The 15,543-nt window shown below is 39.7% G+C and carries 15 protein-coding genes; 14 read left to right on the top strand and 1 reads right to left on the bottom strand.

Annotated features, from left to right (window positions below):
- Window positions 1-33: 33 nt before the first annotated feature.
- The 5 genes from RGB74_RS13085 to RGB74_RS13065 all read left to right on the top strand — a co-directional run bounded on the left by RGB74_RS13085 (window position 34) and on the right by RGB74_RS13065 (window position 4,195).
- Entirely contained in the window at window positions 34-609 is a 576-nt protein-coding gene (locus RGB74_RS13085) for a thioredoxin family protein (RefSeq protein WP_310759743.1), read from the top strand.
- Between the two features lie 141 nt (window positions 610-750).
- Complete coding sequence (locus RGB74_RS13080; protein WP_310759742.1) at window positions 751-1,665, top strand: CobW family GTP-binding protein; 915 nt, start codon at window positions 751-753, stop codon at window positions 1,663-1,665.
- A gap of 285 nt (window positions 1,666-1,950) precedes the next feature.
- Complete coding sequence (locus tag RGB74_RS13075; protein WP_310759741.1) at window positions 1,951-2,301, top strand: hypothetical protein; 351 nt, start codon at window positions 1,951-1,953, stop codon at window positions 2,299-2,301.
- A gap of 400 nt (window positions 2,302-2,701) precedes the next feature.
- Window positions 2,702-3,268, top strand: a complete 567-nt coding sequence (locus tag RGB74_RS13070; protein ID WP_310759740.1) for a hypothetical protein — start codon at window positions 2,702-2,704, stop codon at window positions 3,266-3,268.
- A gap of 24 nt (window positions 3,269-3,292) precedes the next feature.
- Complete coding sequence (locus tag RGB74_RS13065) at window positions 3,293-4,195, top strand: phosphotransferase (RefSeq protein ID WP_310759739.1); 903 nt, start codon at window positions 3,293-3,295, stop codon at window positions 4,193-4,195.
- Between the two features lie 180 nt (window positions 4,196-4,375).
- Here RGB74_RS13065 and RGB74_RS13060 read toward each other — a convergent pair whose 3' ends face one another.
- Window positions 4,376-5,035 carry a haloacid dehalogenase type II gene (locus tag RGB74_RS13060; RefSeq protein ID WP_310759738.1) on the bottom strand — a complete coding sequence of 220 codons (660 nt, stop codon included), beginning with the start codon at window positions 5,033-5,035 and terminating at the stop codon, window positions 4,376-4,378.
- Window positions 5,036-5,161: 126 nt separating this feature from the next.
- On the opposite strand from RGB74_RS13060, the gene RGB74_RS13055 reads away from it, so the two are divergent.
- From RGB74_RS13055 to RGB74_RS13015, 9 genes are all read left to right on the top strand, one after another.
- Complete coding sequence (locus RGB74_RS13055; RefSeq protein ID WP_310759737.1) at window positions 5,162-5,500, top strand: LapA family protein; 339 nt, start codon at window positions 5,162-5,164, stop codon at window positions 5,498-5,500.
- Between the two features lie 165 nt (window positions 5,501-5,665).
- On the top strand, window positions 5,666-6,961 hold the full coding sequence (locus RGB74_RS13050; protein ID WP_310759736.1) for an HYR domain-containing protein: 1,296 nt from the start codon (window positions 5,666-5,668) through the stop codon (window positions 6,959-6,961).
- A gap of 201 nt (window positions 6,962-7,162) precedes the next feature.
- The gene (locus tag RGB74_RS13045; protein ID WP_310759735.1) at window positions 7,163-8,179 is read left to right on the top strand and encodes a LacI family DNA-binding transcriptional regulator; all 1,017 of its coding nucleotides are present in this window, start codon (window positions 7,163-7,165) and stop codon (window positions 8,177-8,179) included.
- A gap of 66 nt (window positions 8,180-8,245) precedes the next feature.
- Window positions 8,246-10,363, top strand: a complete 2,118-nt coding sequence (locus RGB74_RS13040) for an amylo-alpha-1,6-glucosidase (RefSeq protein ID WP_310759734.1) — start codon at window positions 8,246-8,248, stop codon at window positions 10,361-10,363.
- Window positions 10,364-10,381: 18 nt separating this feature from the next.
- Window positions 10,382-11,638 (top strand): ABC transporter substrate-binding protein, encoded by a 1,257-nt coding sequence (locus tag RGB74_RS13035; RefSeq protein ID WP_310762875.1) that lies wholly within the window; start codon window positions 10,382-10,384, stop codon window positions 11,636-11,638.
- A gap of 25 nt (window positions 11,639-11,663) precedes the next feature.
- Complete coding sequence (locus RGB74_RS13030; RefSeq protein ID WP_310759733.1) at window positions 11,664-12,560, top strand: carbohydrate ABC transporter permease; 897 nt, start codon at window positions 11,664-11,666, stop codon at window positions 12,558-12,560.
- 12 nt (window positions 12,561-12,572) lie between these two features.
- Window positions 12,573-13,397 carry a carbohydrate ABC transporter permease gene (locus RGB74_RS13025; RefSeq protein ID WP_310759732.1) on the top strand — a complete coding sequence of 275 codons (825 nt, stop codon included), beginning with the start codon at window positions 12,573-12,575 and terminating at the stop codon, window positions 13,395-13,397.
- Window positions 13,398-13,645: 248 nt separating this feature from the next.
- A complete protein-coding gene (locus RGB74_RS13020) occupies window positions 13,646-14,674 on the top strand; it encodes a phosphotransferase enzyme family protein (RefSeq protein ID WP_310759731.1) in 1,029 nt (342 codons plus the stop codon).
- A gap of 262 nt (window positions 14,675-14,936) precedes the next feature.
- A complete protein-coding gene (locus tag RGB74_RS13015; protein WP_310759730.1) occupies window positions 14,937-15,539 on the top strand; it encodes a biotin transporter BioY in 603 nt (200 codons plus the stop codon).
- Window positions 15,540-15,543 lie beyond the last annotated feature (4 nt).

The following is a 15,543-nucleotide window of genomic DNA, read 5'->3' as shown; positions in this document are numbered from 1 at the left end:
TAAGAATAGATAAAGAACAGGGAGGAAGACAAAATGGCAGACCTCAATCCATGGTTTGAAAAAGGCATGACACGCTATGACTATATAAACAATATGAAAACACACAAAGATAACCTGCTAACCATCTATAATGCTTTTGTTCTGCCAGATCCGATGAAAGATGCATTACAAGGCATGCAAAAGAGCCGGTTGAGAGCAATTGCCATCACAGAAGACTGGTGTGGTGATGCAATGCTGAATCTCCCTGTATTTATGCGTATGGCTGATGAAGCGCTGATTGATGTGCGTTTTATTTTACGTGACCAGAATCCTGAATTAATGGAACGCTATTTAACAAATAAATCGAAATCGATCCCAATCATCATATTTATTGATGAAAAAGGAAAAGAAATAGCAAAGTGGGGCCCGCGTGCACCGAAATTACAACAGCTGGTAGAAGAGCGGAAAAAGAAGATTCCAGCCAAGGATGATCCACGATATGAAAAAGCATTCAAGCTTTTTGCAGAAAAAATCGCTTCATTATTTACGACTGACCACGCTCTTTGGGAAGAAGTTAGTCTTGATATCATTAAAAAATTAATAACGAAAACTAATGTGAACAGCCTTTGATCAAGGCTGTTTTTTATTTGTTGATTTGTTGATTGATAAGCGGCGAATCTCTTCGTCAGTGACGTTTTCTCAGGTGCATTGTTTCTATGTCACTTTTAATATAGTAAAATAAGTGGATGATTATTGATGATGAGGTGCAGTATGAAAAAAGCGAATGTATTGATCCTCGGTGGCTTTTTAGGAAGCGGGAAAACGACACTGCTGAAACAGATTTTGCAGCGGGAAAAAGATCTGAATCACAAAACAGCAGTTTTAATGAATGAACTTGGGGAAGTTTCAATTGATTCTGATGCGGTTCCAGGTGAAGTTCCGTTAAAAGAGCTTCTTAACGGTTGCATTTGCTGTTCTTTGTCAGATCAACTTGAAAAACAGCTTTGGGCACTGTGTAAAGAGAATGAATTGGATACGTTAATTATTGAAGCAACGGGTGCGGCTCATCCGATCGATGTCGTAGATGCTTGTTTATCGCCTTATCTATTGGACGAATTGTATGTGGCAGGTATTGTTTCCGTGATGGATGCACCTCGCTGGCTAAATCGTGACTCGATGAGTGTACAATCAAAAATGCTGATGATCGAGCAAATTAAGCATGCGGATTACCTCATTTGGAATAAGAGCAAGAAGTTAAATGAAAATGAGATTCAGCAGCTGCAAGATGATGCAAAACGTTTGAATGAAGGAACCCCTTTTATTCTGACTGACTTTGCGAAAGTTGATCTTAATGTATTGATGAACTTAACTCAAAAAGAACGAAAAGAACATCAGCCTGTTTCTGCAGCGAAACTGAAAGTCAAAACGTGGGTTTATCCTTTTAAAGGTGCTGTTAAGAAAGAAGTATTGGAAAATTGGCTGCGGAATATGCCATCCTCTATCTATCGAATCAAAGGATATATTAAACTTGAAGACGAACAAATCTATTTGTTTCAATATTCTTACGGGCTCCCCAATTATGAAAAAGAACTCATGAAAATGCCCCTTCGGCTTGTTTTTATTGGAGAAAATTTAGATACTGCAAATTTAAGAGAAAGCTTAGATAAAATTGAAATGAAAAACTGAGATATGTCAGGAGAATGGGCGGTTCTCCTGTTTTTTTATGAGGAAAAAAGCTCTTATGTTCAAAAAAATACCAGATATATGGGAATGGAAGACCTTTATGTGTATTGGTGAAAAAAAACACGTACCTTAGAATAGCGGATTTCTTTTGAGGTAGAAAATACAAAAATGGGTTATTTTTTCTAATATCGCTTTGTTTAAAATATTTTTGTGTTCTTGTCCAAACCTATTTCTAGAAAACACATATATTATCATGAATGATAATTTATTTATGAGAGTTGGATTTTTTTGCGAAACAAAAGGCTAGCTTCATCAGAAGTTGTCGGTATAGTCGGTAAATATGGTATAACCAGTCTTCCAAACTATGGTGAGGTCATTGTTTTTGTAAGGGAAATTTATTACGTAACAGGAGAGAAAAAGTTTTTAGTTCATTTAACAGTATATACTCCACAAGGTGAATTCAAAATTGCAGTTTTTGATGATCAGATGAATGGCTGGACTCTTTATAATGGTCCAATTCCTCCCCAATTTAGCAGTCTTCCAGGTGGCATGGGTGGACAAGGCTGGGGACAAGGTCAATCTTTCCCATCTCCAGGAGGTCAAGGACCGGGCAGTTGGGGAACTTGGGGAGGATTTTAAGTTAAATGTATAAGATTAGTCATCATTTTCTGCAAACTTGCGCAATAGTTAAATATCCATAGAGCATTTATGTAACTCTTCTCATGAAGCTAACAGGCAGTAGAGGTGAAAGAATTTATTGAATATCTTTACAATCATTAAATTCCCTTCTTCCACAATCAGATGCTTAAATTGAATAAAGGTATATGAAAACGGCCAGACAAAAATCTGGTCGTTTTTGATGTGATTATCTTTACTAATTTTACTGCTATTTCACCTGTTTAAAGGCTTGCAAATTACAATATACTTCTCCAAAAAAGAACAGTTACTATAGAGAGCATTCTTTTTTCATTCACAAAACATCTTTTTATGATATTCTAAAATTATCATAATTTTCCAATATTGTTTCTTGAGGTGTGAAATGAGCACAGATAAAGTGAGGTTTAGTCTGGATATTCAAGAAGATAATAAAATTCCTTTCTATTTAATCTTGGTTGCTATGGGGCTGTTTCTTTTAATCTCAATAACTGGTTTTTTCATCGCTCATCGTCCCCAAGATGAAATAAATGCAGAGTATACAGCACAGGAATGGTCAAAAGCTGTTCTGCAGTCGAATGACCCGGTGAAGTACGATCTGCTGACTGATGCAGGACGCGAAAAATTGCTTGACCAGTTGCGAAATGAGAAGAACATGGAAGAGGCTTATTACAAATTTTTAAACTACGATATTATTCAATGGAAAAAAGATAGAAAAAATATGGTTTATAAATTTCATTATTATGGGTTGAATTCTTGTTCTGATTGTCAAAAAGATATATGGGTTCATGTCGTGAAAAATGATGAAGGATGGAAGATTCCAGACATTCATTTTTCAAATGCTCAAGCAGAAAAATTCATTCGGAATTTAAGCGGAAAAACCGTTTATTCTTCAACAGATGTGGAGGAAGAAAAACCACTGTTAGAACGGATTTTTCAAAAGTTTTTGTAACAGAAATAATCGGGGGAACAGTTTATGCAGAATACAGAATATCAACCATCAGTGAATCAGGTCCGTAAATTATTAGACAGCCAGTTTCCACTTTTAGCGTCTATGGAAATCAAAAAATTAGGTGAAGGACTTGATAATACGGTTTACCTGGTTGGAGAGGATTATGTTTTTCGTTTCCCAAGGCTGGAAAGTACAGTACCAGGACTAAGAAGAGAGTGGAAAATCCTTCCTGAACTTGAAAGTGTTATTGATCTTCCTTTTTCAAAGCCATTATTTTACGGAGAAGGAGATGAAAATTATCCGTTTCCATTTCTCGGCTATCCTTTTATGAGAGGAAGCTTTCCAATCGGACTGGGTGATGAGCAGCGAGCAATGTCTGCAGTAATCCTGGCTCAATTCCTAAAACGATTACATAGCTTTCCATTAGAAACCGCTCGTGATCTCGGACTATTAAACGACGCACGTGATTTGTTCAATATCAAGGATAGAAAAGAATATGTAATAAACCGCTTTTTGGGTGACTTATCTCTACATCTAGAAAAAAATGAGTATGAGACCCTGTCGAACTATTTAAATCAGTTAGACACTGATTTTGTTCAGCAAAGAGAAGTCTTTCTTCATGGTGATCTTCATTTTAAAAATATCATGGTGGATGAAGCGGGGGAAATCTCTGGAATCATCGACTGGGGAGATATGGGGATCGGTCATCCTGCTTGTGATTTAAGTGCGGTTTATAGTATTTTGTCCTCACAATCAAGAGGAGCTTTTTATGAAGTATATGGAGAAGTTGATGAAGAAACAAAGGTGTTAGCTAGATTCATAGCCGTTTTTATCGCGATAGTATTGTTGCTCCAAGCCGTTGAAGACAAAGATGATGCGGTCTTAGTGGAAGCGAAGGCAACGATAAAGCGTGCTCTTACAGATTGAAAAAGGGTGATTACGATGTTATTAGGTATAATCGGGCCAGGAAGCATAGGTTTAATTCTTTTTCCCATTCTATTGATCCTTTTAATCGCTTATTATGTTAAATATTTTAATAGAAAACGCAATACAAAATAGATCAAAAAGGAAAAGAGAGCTGCAGCTCCAGCTCTCTCTTTAATTAAACTAAACGTTCAGTATCCCTCTCAGAACCTCAAAAATATAATCCGGTTGAATCCCGATTACATCGGGTTCTAATCCAGATCTGTTGATCCAGGCGGTCCGGAAACCAAATGATTTTGCACCTGTAATATCCCAAAAGTTCGAGCTCATAAATAATACCTCGTGCCGTTCCAATTCTAGTTTTTCGAGAGCATATTTATAGGCTGCTGCCGCTGGTTTGTACTGTTTCACATCATCGACAGATAAAATATCAAGCAAATTATGGAGCTCTCTTTTTTCAACAAGGGGCTCGAGCATGTTGTATGTACCGTTTGAATAGATGGTTCTTCTTTTTCCGTTATCTTTTAAAAGCTGAAGGGTTTCTATTACTTCCTCGTATACATCTAATTCTAGATACGAATCCATCAACTGCTCAATTTCATTTTCTTTGCATTCTTCATTCAGATTTTTTAAAGTATATAAAAGTGCATTTCGCGTCACATCAGAGAAAGGTTTGTAATTTCCTGTGATCTGATGAAGCATAAAATATTCGACTTGTTTTTTGCGCCATTGCTGACTGATCTCTTTTCCTTTACCCGGGAACAGGCGATCTGCCGTTTCCGAAACCGAATGGACATCAAAAAGAGTACCATAGGCATCAAATACATAAGCTTTTATTGTCATGAACAACACCACCTTACTCACACATCTTACCCGAAAAAGTAAGAACTCAAATCTCGAAAAAATATTTTAGAGGATTCAGGTAAAATTTTAACCTTTACGGGAATACATAACAATGAGGTGATCGATATGAAAATGCAATTGTACTTAATTTTTGGATTTATTTTTACCCTTGTGATTGCAACGTTTGCCGTCATTAATGTAGGCGATGTTGAAATCAATTATCTTTTTGGAACCGCAAAATGGCCGCTCGTACTTGTAATTCTAGGATCCGCAGGTATTGGAGGTTTGACGGTTGGTCTTTTCAGTTTAATGAAAATCATTCAGCTGCAAAGACAAGTTAAAAAGCTGCACGGACTTCATAATGAAAAAGAAACTTGGAATGCTAATCAGAAAAGAGAAACTGTAACAACAAAAAATGTGGAACAACCTCAAGAAATTCCTTATGAGAGAGCGGAAGAGAAATAAAAAAGAGTGAAGAAAGCGCTTCTAATGGAGAGCGCTTTTTTTATTGACTAAAAAAATAAACGAATAACCTCCTTCATATGCACAGACGGCTAGTCTTCTATGTACATAAAATGAGTACAGGGTGCAATATTTCCCTCGAATACAAATACGAAAAAAGGTGTAAAAATGCCAATTATTAATCCAAGTTTTGAAACGGGTAACTTCACCGGATGGACTGTAACTATACCAACAGGCGGTTCAGCCGCTGTTGTTACTTCATTTACAACTCCATTTGCTCCTACTCTTACTTTTAATCCGGTTAACGGTAATTTCTTTGCACTGCTTAAAACTGACGGTCCAGATAATTTTACCAGTGTTTCGCAAACATTTTCTGCATGTGCGGGCGATACAATTTCAGGATGGACCTTTTTTCAGTCTCCGGAAATTCCCATTACTCAATTTAACGATTTTGCGGAGGTACGAATTTTATTAGGAGCAGCTGTAGTAGCTACTCCTTATTTTGCTTCGGTCAACACAACAGGGGATACTGGTTGGGTTAATTGGACTCATACTTTTATTTCCCCTGGAACTTATACTTTAGTAGCGCGTGTCACTAATGTTGGACGTGCTGCATTTGATTCTTTTATGGGACTGGATGCAATCAGTTTAGTAACAGCACCGTTAACGATTACATGTCCAGGTAACATTACGGTATCCAATGATCCTGGAGAATGTGGAGCAGTCGTAAACTACCCAGATCCTATCGTTTCATGTCTTGGTGTTTCAAGCACTTGTTCACCACCATCTGGATCTTTCTTCCCAGCAGGAACGACAACGGTTACTTGTACTGCGACTGATGCTTCTGGTAATACAGCGACCTGCACGTTTACCGCAACAGTGAACGATACAGAGCCGCCAACCATTACCTGTCCGCCTAGCATCACAGTACCGAATGATCCTGGAGAATGTGGAGCAGTCGTAAACTACCCAGATCCTCTCGTTTCCGATAATTGTCCTGGTGTAACGAGTTCTTGTTCACCACCATCTGGATCTTTCTTCCCAGCAGGAACGACAACGGTTACTTGTTCTGCGACCGATGCTTCTGGTAATACAGCGAACTGCACGTTTACCGTAACTGTGAACGATACAGAACCGCCAACCATTACCTGTCCGCCTAACATCATAATAACTGGTGACCCAGATCTTGGCGGGGCAATTGTTAACTACTCAAATCCTGTCGTTTCCGATAATTGTCCAGGCGCTATCGCAATTTGTTCTCCGCCTTCAAGCTCCTTATTCCCATTCGGAACAACAACTGTAACTTGTACAGCGACTGATGCAGCAGGGAACACAGCTGCATGTTCGTTTACAGTAACTGTAGTAGAGCAAAGGTTCAGACTATCATCAAAAATGATAATAAATCTAAGGCTGAAATTACTTCAAAACCAACAAATTCGTATAGAAACGGACGAGAATGACTAACCATGAAATTCCTCATGAAATAGCTTAGGAAAAATAATTTTCTGTTGAAACTCTGAAAGCTTTAATGGGCTATTTTTCAGGGTTTTTTTATTTCTACATACTTAATTCCTCTAAATAATATTGATTTACCTCTTGAAAGCGGATTCAAATACCGTTAAGATAGAGAACAAATCACATCCGAAACGTTTTGGGGGATTGGAATTGGCCACTATTAGAGATGTTGCAAAGAAAGCTGGAGTATCAGTTACAACGGTTTCAAGAGCATTGAACGGATACTCAGATGTAAATGAAAAGACAAGAGAGAGAATAAAGGCGATCGCACAAGAATTAAAATACAGTCCAAATCTTTTAGCGAGAAGTCTTGTCATGAAGAAGACGAAGACGATCGGGCTGCTCGTTTCAGGATTACAAATCGAAGGAAGCAAAGATAACTTCACATATGAAGTATTGTGCGGTGTGAATGACTGTGCAAGTGAGATTGGATATGAGCTTGTCCTGTTAAGCACGAACTCGAAAAAACAGCAGGAAAAAACGTACAACCAGCTTTGTCAGGAGAGAAAAGTGGAAGGTGTGATCCTGCAGGGCATCAAAACGGATGATCCTTACTTAGAAGAAGTTTTGGAAAGCAAGATACCATGTATTCTGATCGACATTCCTGTAGAAGGGGAATCGGTTGGATATGTGACGACTGACAACAAGGCTGGTGCGAAGGAGGCAGTCGATCATCTGTTAAATCTCGGCCATCGGCACATCGGGATGATTAACGGACATAGTAAAGCATTCGTCAGTAAAGAGAGACTGCAAGGCTATGAAATGGCATTAGCAGATAGAGAACTGCCATTCAAAAAGGAATACGTTGTCGACGGAGCATTTTTAGAAAAAAGTGCTGAAGAAAAAGCGGAGGAGCTGCTGCAAAATTATCCCGAAATTACCGCATTATTTTGCGCGAGTGACCTGATGGCAATGGGAGCGATAAAAGCTGCGAAGAAACTGGGGAAACAACTTCCGGAAGAACTTTCGATCGTGGGATTCGATAACATCATTCTATCGGACTATTGTTCTCCAGCTTTAACGACTATCGCTCAAAATCGTTATCAGTTAGGTTATGAGGCGACCATTCTGCTGACGAACATGCTGGAAGGAAATAAGGAAAGCAAGATCAAAGTCCTGAACACAACTTTAATAAAAAGAGAATCTACTGCTGAAAACCACATCTAGTGGTTTTTCATTAACAATCGACCGAAAACGTTTCGGATAAACAATGAGGAGATGGAGGAAACACTTATGAACTACAGGGTAATCAAGGAGAATGACCTGTTTTTTTTAACGGATGACAAAGGAAATATACCGCAAGAAAATGATTATGGCTTAGGTCTCTATACAAAGGATACCCGTTTTCTAAGCAAGTTCGATGTGAAAATAAACGGTCAGGATCCAATTCTTCTTTCATCAAATGCTGATGAGAACTACATGGCCACCATTTTACTGACGAATCCTCATATGGAAGAGGACGGAATATTGATCCTATGGCGAGAATCGGTTGAAATTGAGCGTAAGCGTTTAATTTATGATGGTGTGCTTTATGAAACCATCCGGTTGAAAAACTATTATCCAAAGCCTGTTGATTTCAAAATCAGTGTTCATTTGGATGTTGATTTTACGGATATGTTTATCATTCGCGGCTTTCAGTCAGGCGAGGTCGGGAAGCGTTCTGGAGAAGAAGTCACGAAGACGAATCTTACTTATTATTATGAAGGCGTAGATCAAATCAAACGGACAACAAAAGTTAGTTGGAATCGTGAAGCGGCATCTGCAGACAAAAATGGTTCAGTAGAATTTGATTTTCACTTAAATCATGGTGAAGCCCAGGCGGTCACCTTTACTATCGCACCTGAAATTGACGGGGAAAAAGGTACTGTGATTTCCCCTGAAGATGCACTTAGCAAACTGAAGGCTTCATATAGTCACTGGGAATCGGTAACGACGAGTATTCATACGGACTTAGAACCTCTTCAACGATTAGTAGACAGAGGAATTATGGATTTGCGAGTTTTGCTTACTGATATTGGACAAGGTCCTTTTCCCGTAGCGGGACTCCCATGGTTCGGTGTTCCATTCGGCCGGGACAGTTTGATTGCAGCACTGCAGATGCTTTCATTTAATCCAGGTATCGCAAAAGGAACGTTATTGACTATGGCTTCGCAGCAAGGTACAAAAGTGGATCCGTGGCGGGATGAACAGCCAGGAAAGATCATGCATGAGATCCGTTACGGGGAACTCGCTGCAACTAACCAGATTCCTTTCACTCCTTATTATGGAACGATTGATGCTACACCCCTGTTTCTCGTTCTTTTATCCGAATACACAAAATGGACGGGAGATCTTGCATTAGCTGAGGAGCTTGCCGGTAACGTAGAAGCCGCACTCCACTGGATCGATGAATATGGTGACCGTGATAAAGATGGCTTTGTGGAGTATCATCAAGAATCTAGCAAAGGGATCGCCAACCAGGGCTGGAAAGATTCCGGCGATTCGATCGTTCACATGAATGGAGATTATGCAGAATCTCCTATCGCTTTATCTGAAGTGCAAGGCTATGTGTACCAAGGGAAGATAGGGATCGCTGCGATTTATGAAGCGCAAGGAAGAACGGAAGCAGCAGCTAAACTCCGTGAACAAGCCCAACTGTTAAAACTACGGTACGATAAGCATTTTTGGATGGAGGATAAGCAGTTCCACGCAATTGCTCTGGACAAAGAAAAAAATCAGGTAGGGACGTTAACATCGAACCCAGGACATGTCCTTTTTGCAGAAATGCTGGACGATCATAAAGCGAAAGCAGTCATTGAAAAGCTTGTGACGCCAGTTTTCAATTCAGGTTATGGCATACGCACGATGGCAGAAGGGGAAGCGGGATATAATCCGATGAGCTATCATGATGGAAGTATTTGGCCGCATGATAACAGCATGATCCTTCTCGGAATGAGCAAGCTCAACTATCAATCACATGCCAACAAAGTCATCAATGGTTTGATGGAAGCGGCACGACATTTTGAATACGACCGCTTGCCGGAACTATTTTGCGGATATGATACATCGGCAGGACGTGCAGTAAAATATCCAGTGGCATGCTCACCTCAAGCATGGGCAGCGGGAACACCACTAGTATTTATTCAAACGATTCTTGGACTATTTCCAGATGCACTCAAGAAAGAAATCCATCTATCTCCTAAACTGCTAGACAATATGAACGAATTAAAAGTAGAGAAAATTAAGATTGGCAGAGGATATCTGTCAATAGAGGTTTGCAGCGAAAGCGGAAATACACGTGTCGTGATCAATGAAAATACGACGGGGTATAAGGTTATTCAGAAAGAGCAGCACACATCACTATTTTCATAAGAAAGGAGATTTTCTATGATGAAATCCAAAAAGTGGCTAAGTGCAGCGGGCATTTCAACTCTATTAATGTCTATTGTACTCACTGGATGCGGTAATGGGGATGACGAATCGAAATCTGGTAAAACAGAAATCGTTCTAAGTGGATGGGGCGGAAATCCTGTCGAGAAAAAACTTTTGAATGAAGTTCTTGCCGATTTTGAAAAGAAGCACCCTGATATCAATGTCAAACTGAATACGATTAATGATCAGTATATGGATGTGCTGAAAACACGGTTGATCGGCGGTACTGCGGCTGATGTATTCTATCTGGATGCGTTTGAAGCCCCTGCTTTAATTGAGACAGGTGCTGTCGAACCGCTAAACAAATATGTAACAAAAGACTTTGACACCGATGACTTTGAGAAGCCGATGCTGGATGCTTTTAAAGATAATGGTGAACTTTATGGACTTCCAAAGGATTACTCAACGCTCGCCCTTTTTTATAATAAAAAAATGTTTAAAGAACATGGAATCAAACAGCCCCCAAGAACGTGGGAAGAGATGGAAGCAACAGCAAAAAAGCTGACTGATGCAGAAAAACAAGTGTACGGATTCGGTTTTATGCCTCAGATTGAGCGTATGTTTTATTTAGCAGAATCGGGCGGCGGACAAGTAATCACGGACGGACGTGCCACTTTCGCGAATGACAAAGTGGTCAATGCCATTCAGCCCGTAGTAGATATGCATTTAAAAGATAAATCTGCTGCATCTCCTTCAGAAGTTGGTGCAGGGCAATCGGCAGGTGAGATGTTCGGACGCGGCAAGGCAGCTATGGTAGTGGAAGGGAACTGGAACATTCCATTCTTGGAGGATACTTTTCCTGATCTAGAATACGGAACAGCAGAACTGCCAACGGTTGATGGGAAGAAAGGAACGATGTCTTTCACAGTTGGCTATGCTATGAACGCTGAATCTAAGCATAAAAAAGAATCGTGGGAATTGATTTCTTATCTGACTGGCAAGGAAGGAATGAAAAAGTGGACGAGTAAGGGATTTGCATTGCCAACCAGAAAGTCAGTTGCAGCTGAACTCGGATATGACAAGGACGAATTGCGCGCACCTTTAGTTAAAGGAGCTGATTATGCAACAGTCTGGCAGGATGGACCGTCACTTCCGATTGTCATGAACAATTTTAACAACCAGTTTCTAAGTGCATACCTCGGCGACAGGCCGTTGAAAGAAGCATTAAAAGACGCTGAGAAACAAGCGAATCGAGAAATCAAAGTTACAGAATAACGGAAACGAAGTGAGGTGACTGAACATGAGACCATTTTCAAAAAGGGAGAGAAGAGAAGCCGGCCAAGGTTATTTGTTCCTGCTTCCGGCACTGCTCATTCTTGGTGTCTTTGTAATCGCTCCAATTCTATATGCAGTTTTTCTATCCTTTCATAAAGTGGAGCTGATCGGCGGAGCTAGCTATGAGTTTCGCGGACTTGATAACTTTAAAAAGGTTACTTTTGATGACCGCGCCATTATCGCATTGAAGAACACTGCCATTTATGTTGCTGTCGTTGTTCCGGCACAGACATTTCTGGCACTGGTGCTTGCAGCTTCACTTAACGCCGGGCTTAAAGGACAGAAGTTTTTCAGAGTCGTTTACTTTTTGCCGACATTAACGTCATCCGCAGTGTTAACCCTGATTTTTATGTGGATGTATAACCAAAATGGTTTGATTAATTTTGTACTGAAATTTCTGCACCTGCCAACCTATAACTGGATTGGTGATCCTGATGTTGCGCTTATTGCCATTATGATAATGAACATTTGGGCGACTGCGCCGTTTTTTATGGTGATCTATCTTGCTGCACTTCAGGATATACCAGACAGCCATTATGAAGCTGCAGAGCTGGATGGAGCTGGTACAGTTCAGAAGTTCTGGCACATTACAGTTCCGAACCTTCGACCTGTTACTTCCTTTGTTGTGATCATGGGACTGATCGGAACGTTTCAGCTATTTGACCAGTCGTATATTTTCTCAGCAGGATCGGGCGGACCTAACAATTCTACCTTGACTGTTGTTCTTTTAATCTATCAATATGCATTTAAAACACTAGGTACGATGGGATATGCTACAGCGATTGCATTCATGCTGGCGATCATTATCCTGACAGCGACACTTCTGCAGCGCAAATTCTCTAAAGAGGAATCACTTTACTAAGGAGGGGATACCATGAAAAAACGATCGGCTGGAAGAAAAACTCTTTATGTTCTTTTGATCATATATGCGATCATCACTGTCATTCCGTTTTTATGGGCACTATCTTCTTCCTTTAAGTCACTAGGGGAAATTGTAAGCGGATCGATCAACTTTATTCCAAAAGACTTCACGTGGGATAATTATAAACAGATTTTTTCAAAGGAACCGTTATTCGGCAGATGGCTTTTTAATAGTCTTTTCATCGCAACTGTAGGTACATTGCTCAACTTATTGTTTAATTCAATGGCAGGCTATGCACTTGCCCGGCTCAGTTTCCCGGGAAAAAAGAGTATTTTCCTGATCATTCTCGCTGTGCTGATGATTCCGTTCCAGGTTACACTCATTCCGAACTTCTTGATTTTAAAAGAGTTAGGCTGGCTGAACTCGTACCAAGGGATGATCATACCTGGCGCGGTTAACGCGACGTTCATTTTTATGATGAGACAGTTCTTTGTAAACTTCCCGAAAGAAGTAGAAGAAGCTGCTGCAATCGATGGACTCGGTAAATTCGGAACATTTTTCCGTATTGTACTGCCGCTCGCAAAGCCAGCATTAGCTGCACAGACGATCTTTGTGTTTATGGCTATTTGGAACGACTTTATGAGACCGCTCATTATTTTGTCTGATCAGGATATGTTCACACTGCCGCTCGGTTTGAACTCGTTCAAAGGGCAGTTCATCAGTTACTGGAACTACATCATGGCAGCATCAATGGTATTCACACTGCCAATTATCATACTGTACGCCTTCTTTAACCGGTATTTTATAAAAGGCATTAAGTTTACCGGGGATAAATAGAGTTATTGAGAGGATTGTCCTGTTCGGGCAATCCTTTTTTTTGTTGGGAAATGGTTAATCCAACGGGTTTTACAGATATTCCAACGGATTCAAACGATAATTCAACGGAAACAGGCAATAATCCAACGGGTTTTAATCATAAAGTCCCGAGTCGACAAAAGTTGACACAGTCACCCGTGAACAAAAAGGAATTTAGCGAGTTTTAAAGAATTAGTGTATCTGATAGAAAAGAAGAATAGGTGAATAACTTGATAAAAGATATGCATTATTTAAGACAAGCCGCGGTGCTTTATGGAACAGAAGTTGAGGAATTACAGCCCATTACTGAAGGATTTCAAAATGAAATCTATCAATTTTCAAAAAACAGCACTGAGTGGATAGTAAGAATTACGGCAGGTAAACATAAATCGGAGCATTCGATCAAAAGCGAGCTTGAATACATCCAATTTCTAAAGAGATGCGACATTTCAGTAAGTGAACCCGTTCCATCAATGAAAGGGAACCTGATTGAGGAATTACGATGCAATGGTGAATCCTATTATTGCTCAGTATTTGTAAAAGCAGAAGGCGGACCCATTCGTGTTCAAGATCCTGCTCAATGGAACGCGTCTTTGTTTAAAAATTGGGGCGAATTGCTTGGCCGTTTACATCAGGTAGGAAAACAATATGAAATTGAATTAACAGATGTGCAAGTAAAAAGACCTCGGTGGAGTGAGGAACATCCATATAACCATGAGTTTTTTTTGAATTTGAAGCCTGGTGCTGTGAAAGAAAAGTATGAATCCGTTGTTTCCGCACTTCATACATTTCCGATGGACGCAAATCATTTTGGACTTATACATAACGATTTTCACCAAGGTAATATTTTTGTAAAGGATGGAACAATTACGTTATTTGATTTTGATGATTGTTCTTACTTTTGGTTCGCCTATGATGTTGCGGCTGCTTTTTATCATGCCTATTGGCAGCATACTTCTTTTAATGGACCCGATCCAACATTTGATCAAACATTTCTTGTGCCTTTTTTGAAGGGCTATGCTAAAGGTAATATCTTATCAGAAGAACTTATCGATCAGATTCCCTTTTTTCTCAAATTAAGAGAACTGTTTTTATATCAGCTCTTTCACAAAGTGTGGAACATAAATCATCTCGAGGACTGGCAGGCATATACGATCAATAACCTGAAGAAAAACATCGAAGCAAATACCGTTTATGCTAGTTTAGATCAAAACCGAATACTACAAATTAAAAAAGCATTAAACGTGTTTGATAAATAAGACTCAAAAGGGGCAGCGATGCTCCTTTTGAGTCTTATTTTGATTTGTATTGAGCAGGGAATCCAAAACGAGTAAATGGAGTAACGTCATTTGGGGCATCTGTACATAACAGCAAACTGAAACCGCGATGGGAAATAAATAGTTTGGGGTCTGTCCCTCATCTTTTATGTCAACCTAATATTTTTGTTGGTTGACGAAAATAAAAACCTCCGCTACTCTTAAATGGTAAACAGTTTATACATACATATGGAGGTTTATTGAGATGACAACGAGAAAAAAGGGGTTAAAAACAATTGATCTTACGCTGATCGGGATGTTTGTTTCATTGATGGCAATCGGGGCAAACATTACGAATATCTTTCCGTTCATGGTTGTTGGCGGGGTACCGATCACTTTGCAGACGTTTTTCTGTATTTTAGCAGGCGCATTATTAGGAAGTCGCTTAGGTGCGATTGCGATGAGTATTTATGTAGTGGTTGGATTAGTTGGTGCACCCGTTTTTGCACAGTTTAAAGGTGGGTTTGCGACGGTTGTCAGTCCAACTTTCGGGTTTTTGCTATCTTTCATATTAGTTGCTTATGTAACCGGTCTTATTATTGAGAAAAAGGACAGTAAAAATTCGTATATTCTTGCTACTCTTGTTGGTTTGGTCATCAATTATGTTGTTGGGACGAATTTAATGTTCTTCGCTTATAAAATGTGGGCTGCAGCTCCAGATGGTTTTACATACAAGATGGCATGGGCATGGATGATGGTTCCACTTCCAAAAGACATCCTTTTAGCGGTTTGTGCAGGATTAATCGCTCCAAGAATCAACATAGCTAGAAGAAAAACAATGTCACATCACACAAAACATGCATCATAACAGG

This window comes from Bacillus sp. NEB1478, from assembly GCF_031582965.1.
In the GTDB taxonomy this organism is placed as follows: domain Bacteria; phylum Bacillota; class Bacilli; order Bacillales; family Fictibacillaceae; genus Fictibacillus.
The sequence above is the reverse complement of the archived record's forward strand: the minus strand, read 5'-3'. Positions and strand labels throughout refer to the sequence as shown.

Coding starts and splice junctions, on each gene's coding strand:
- RGB74_RS13085 (WP_310759743.1), top strand. CDS start 34: ATGGCAGACCTCAATCCATGGTTTGAAAAAGGCATGACACGCTATGAC.
- RGB74_RS13080 (WP_310759742.1), top strand. CDS start 751: ATGAAAAAAGCGAATGTATTGATCCTCGGTGGCTTTTTAGGAAGCGGG.
- RGB74_RS13070 (WP_310759740.1), top strand. CDS start 2,702: ATGAGCACAGATAAAGTGAGGTTTAGTCTGGATATTCAAGAAGATAAT.
- RGB74_RS13065 (WP_310759739.1), top strand. CDS start 3,293: ATGCAGAATACAGAATATCAACCATCAGTGAATCAGGTCCGTAAATTA.
- RGB74_RS13060 (WP_310759738.1), bottom strand. CDS start 5,035: ATGACAATAAAAGCTTATGTATTTGATGCCTATGGTACTCTTTTTGAT.
- RGB74_RS13055 (WP_310759737.1), top strand. CDS start 5,162: ATGAAAATGCAATTGTACTTAATTTTTGGATTTATTTTTACCCTTGTG.
- RGB74_RS13050 (WP_310759736.1), top strand. CDS start 5,666: ATGCCAATTATTAATCCAAGTTTTGAAACGGGTAACTTCACCGGATGG.
- RGB74_RS13040 (WP_310759734.1), top strand. CDS start 8,246: ATGAACTACAGGGTAATCAAGGAGAATGACCTGTTTTTTTTAACGGAT.
- RGB74_RS13035 (WP_310762875.1), top strand. CDS start 10,382: ATGAAATCCAAAAAGTGGCTAAGTGCAGCGGGCATTTCAACTCTATTA.
- RGB74_RS13030 (WP_310759733.1), top strand. CDS start 11,664: ATGAGACCATTTTCAAAAAGGGAGAGAAGAGAAGCCGGCCAAGGTTAT.
- RGB74_RS13025 (WP_310759732.1), top strand. CDS start 12,573: ATGAAAAAACGATCGGCTGGAAGAAAAACTCTTTATGTTCTTTTGATC.
- RGB74_RS13015 (WP_310759730.1), top strand. CDS start 14,937: ATGACAACGAGAAAAAAGGGGTTAAAAACAATTGATCTTACGCTGATC.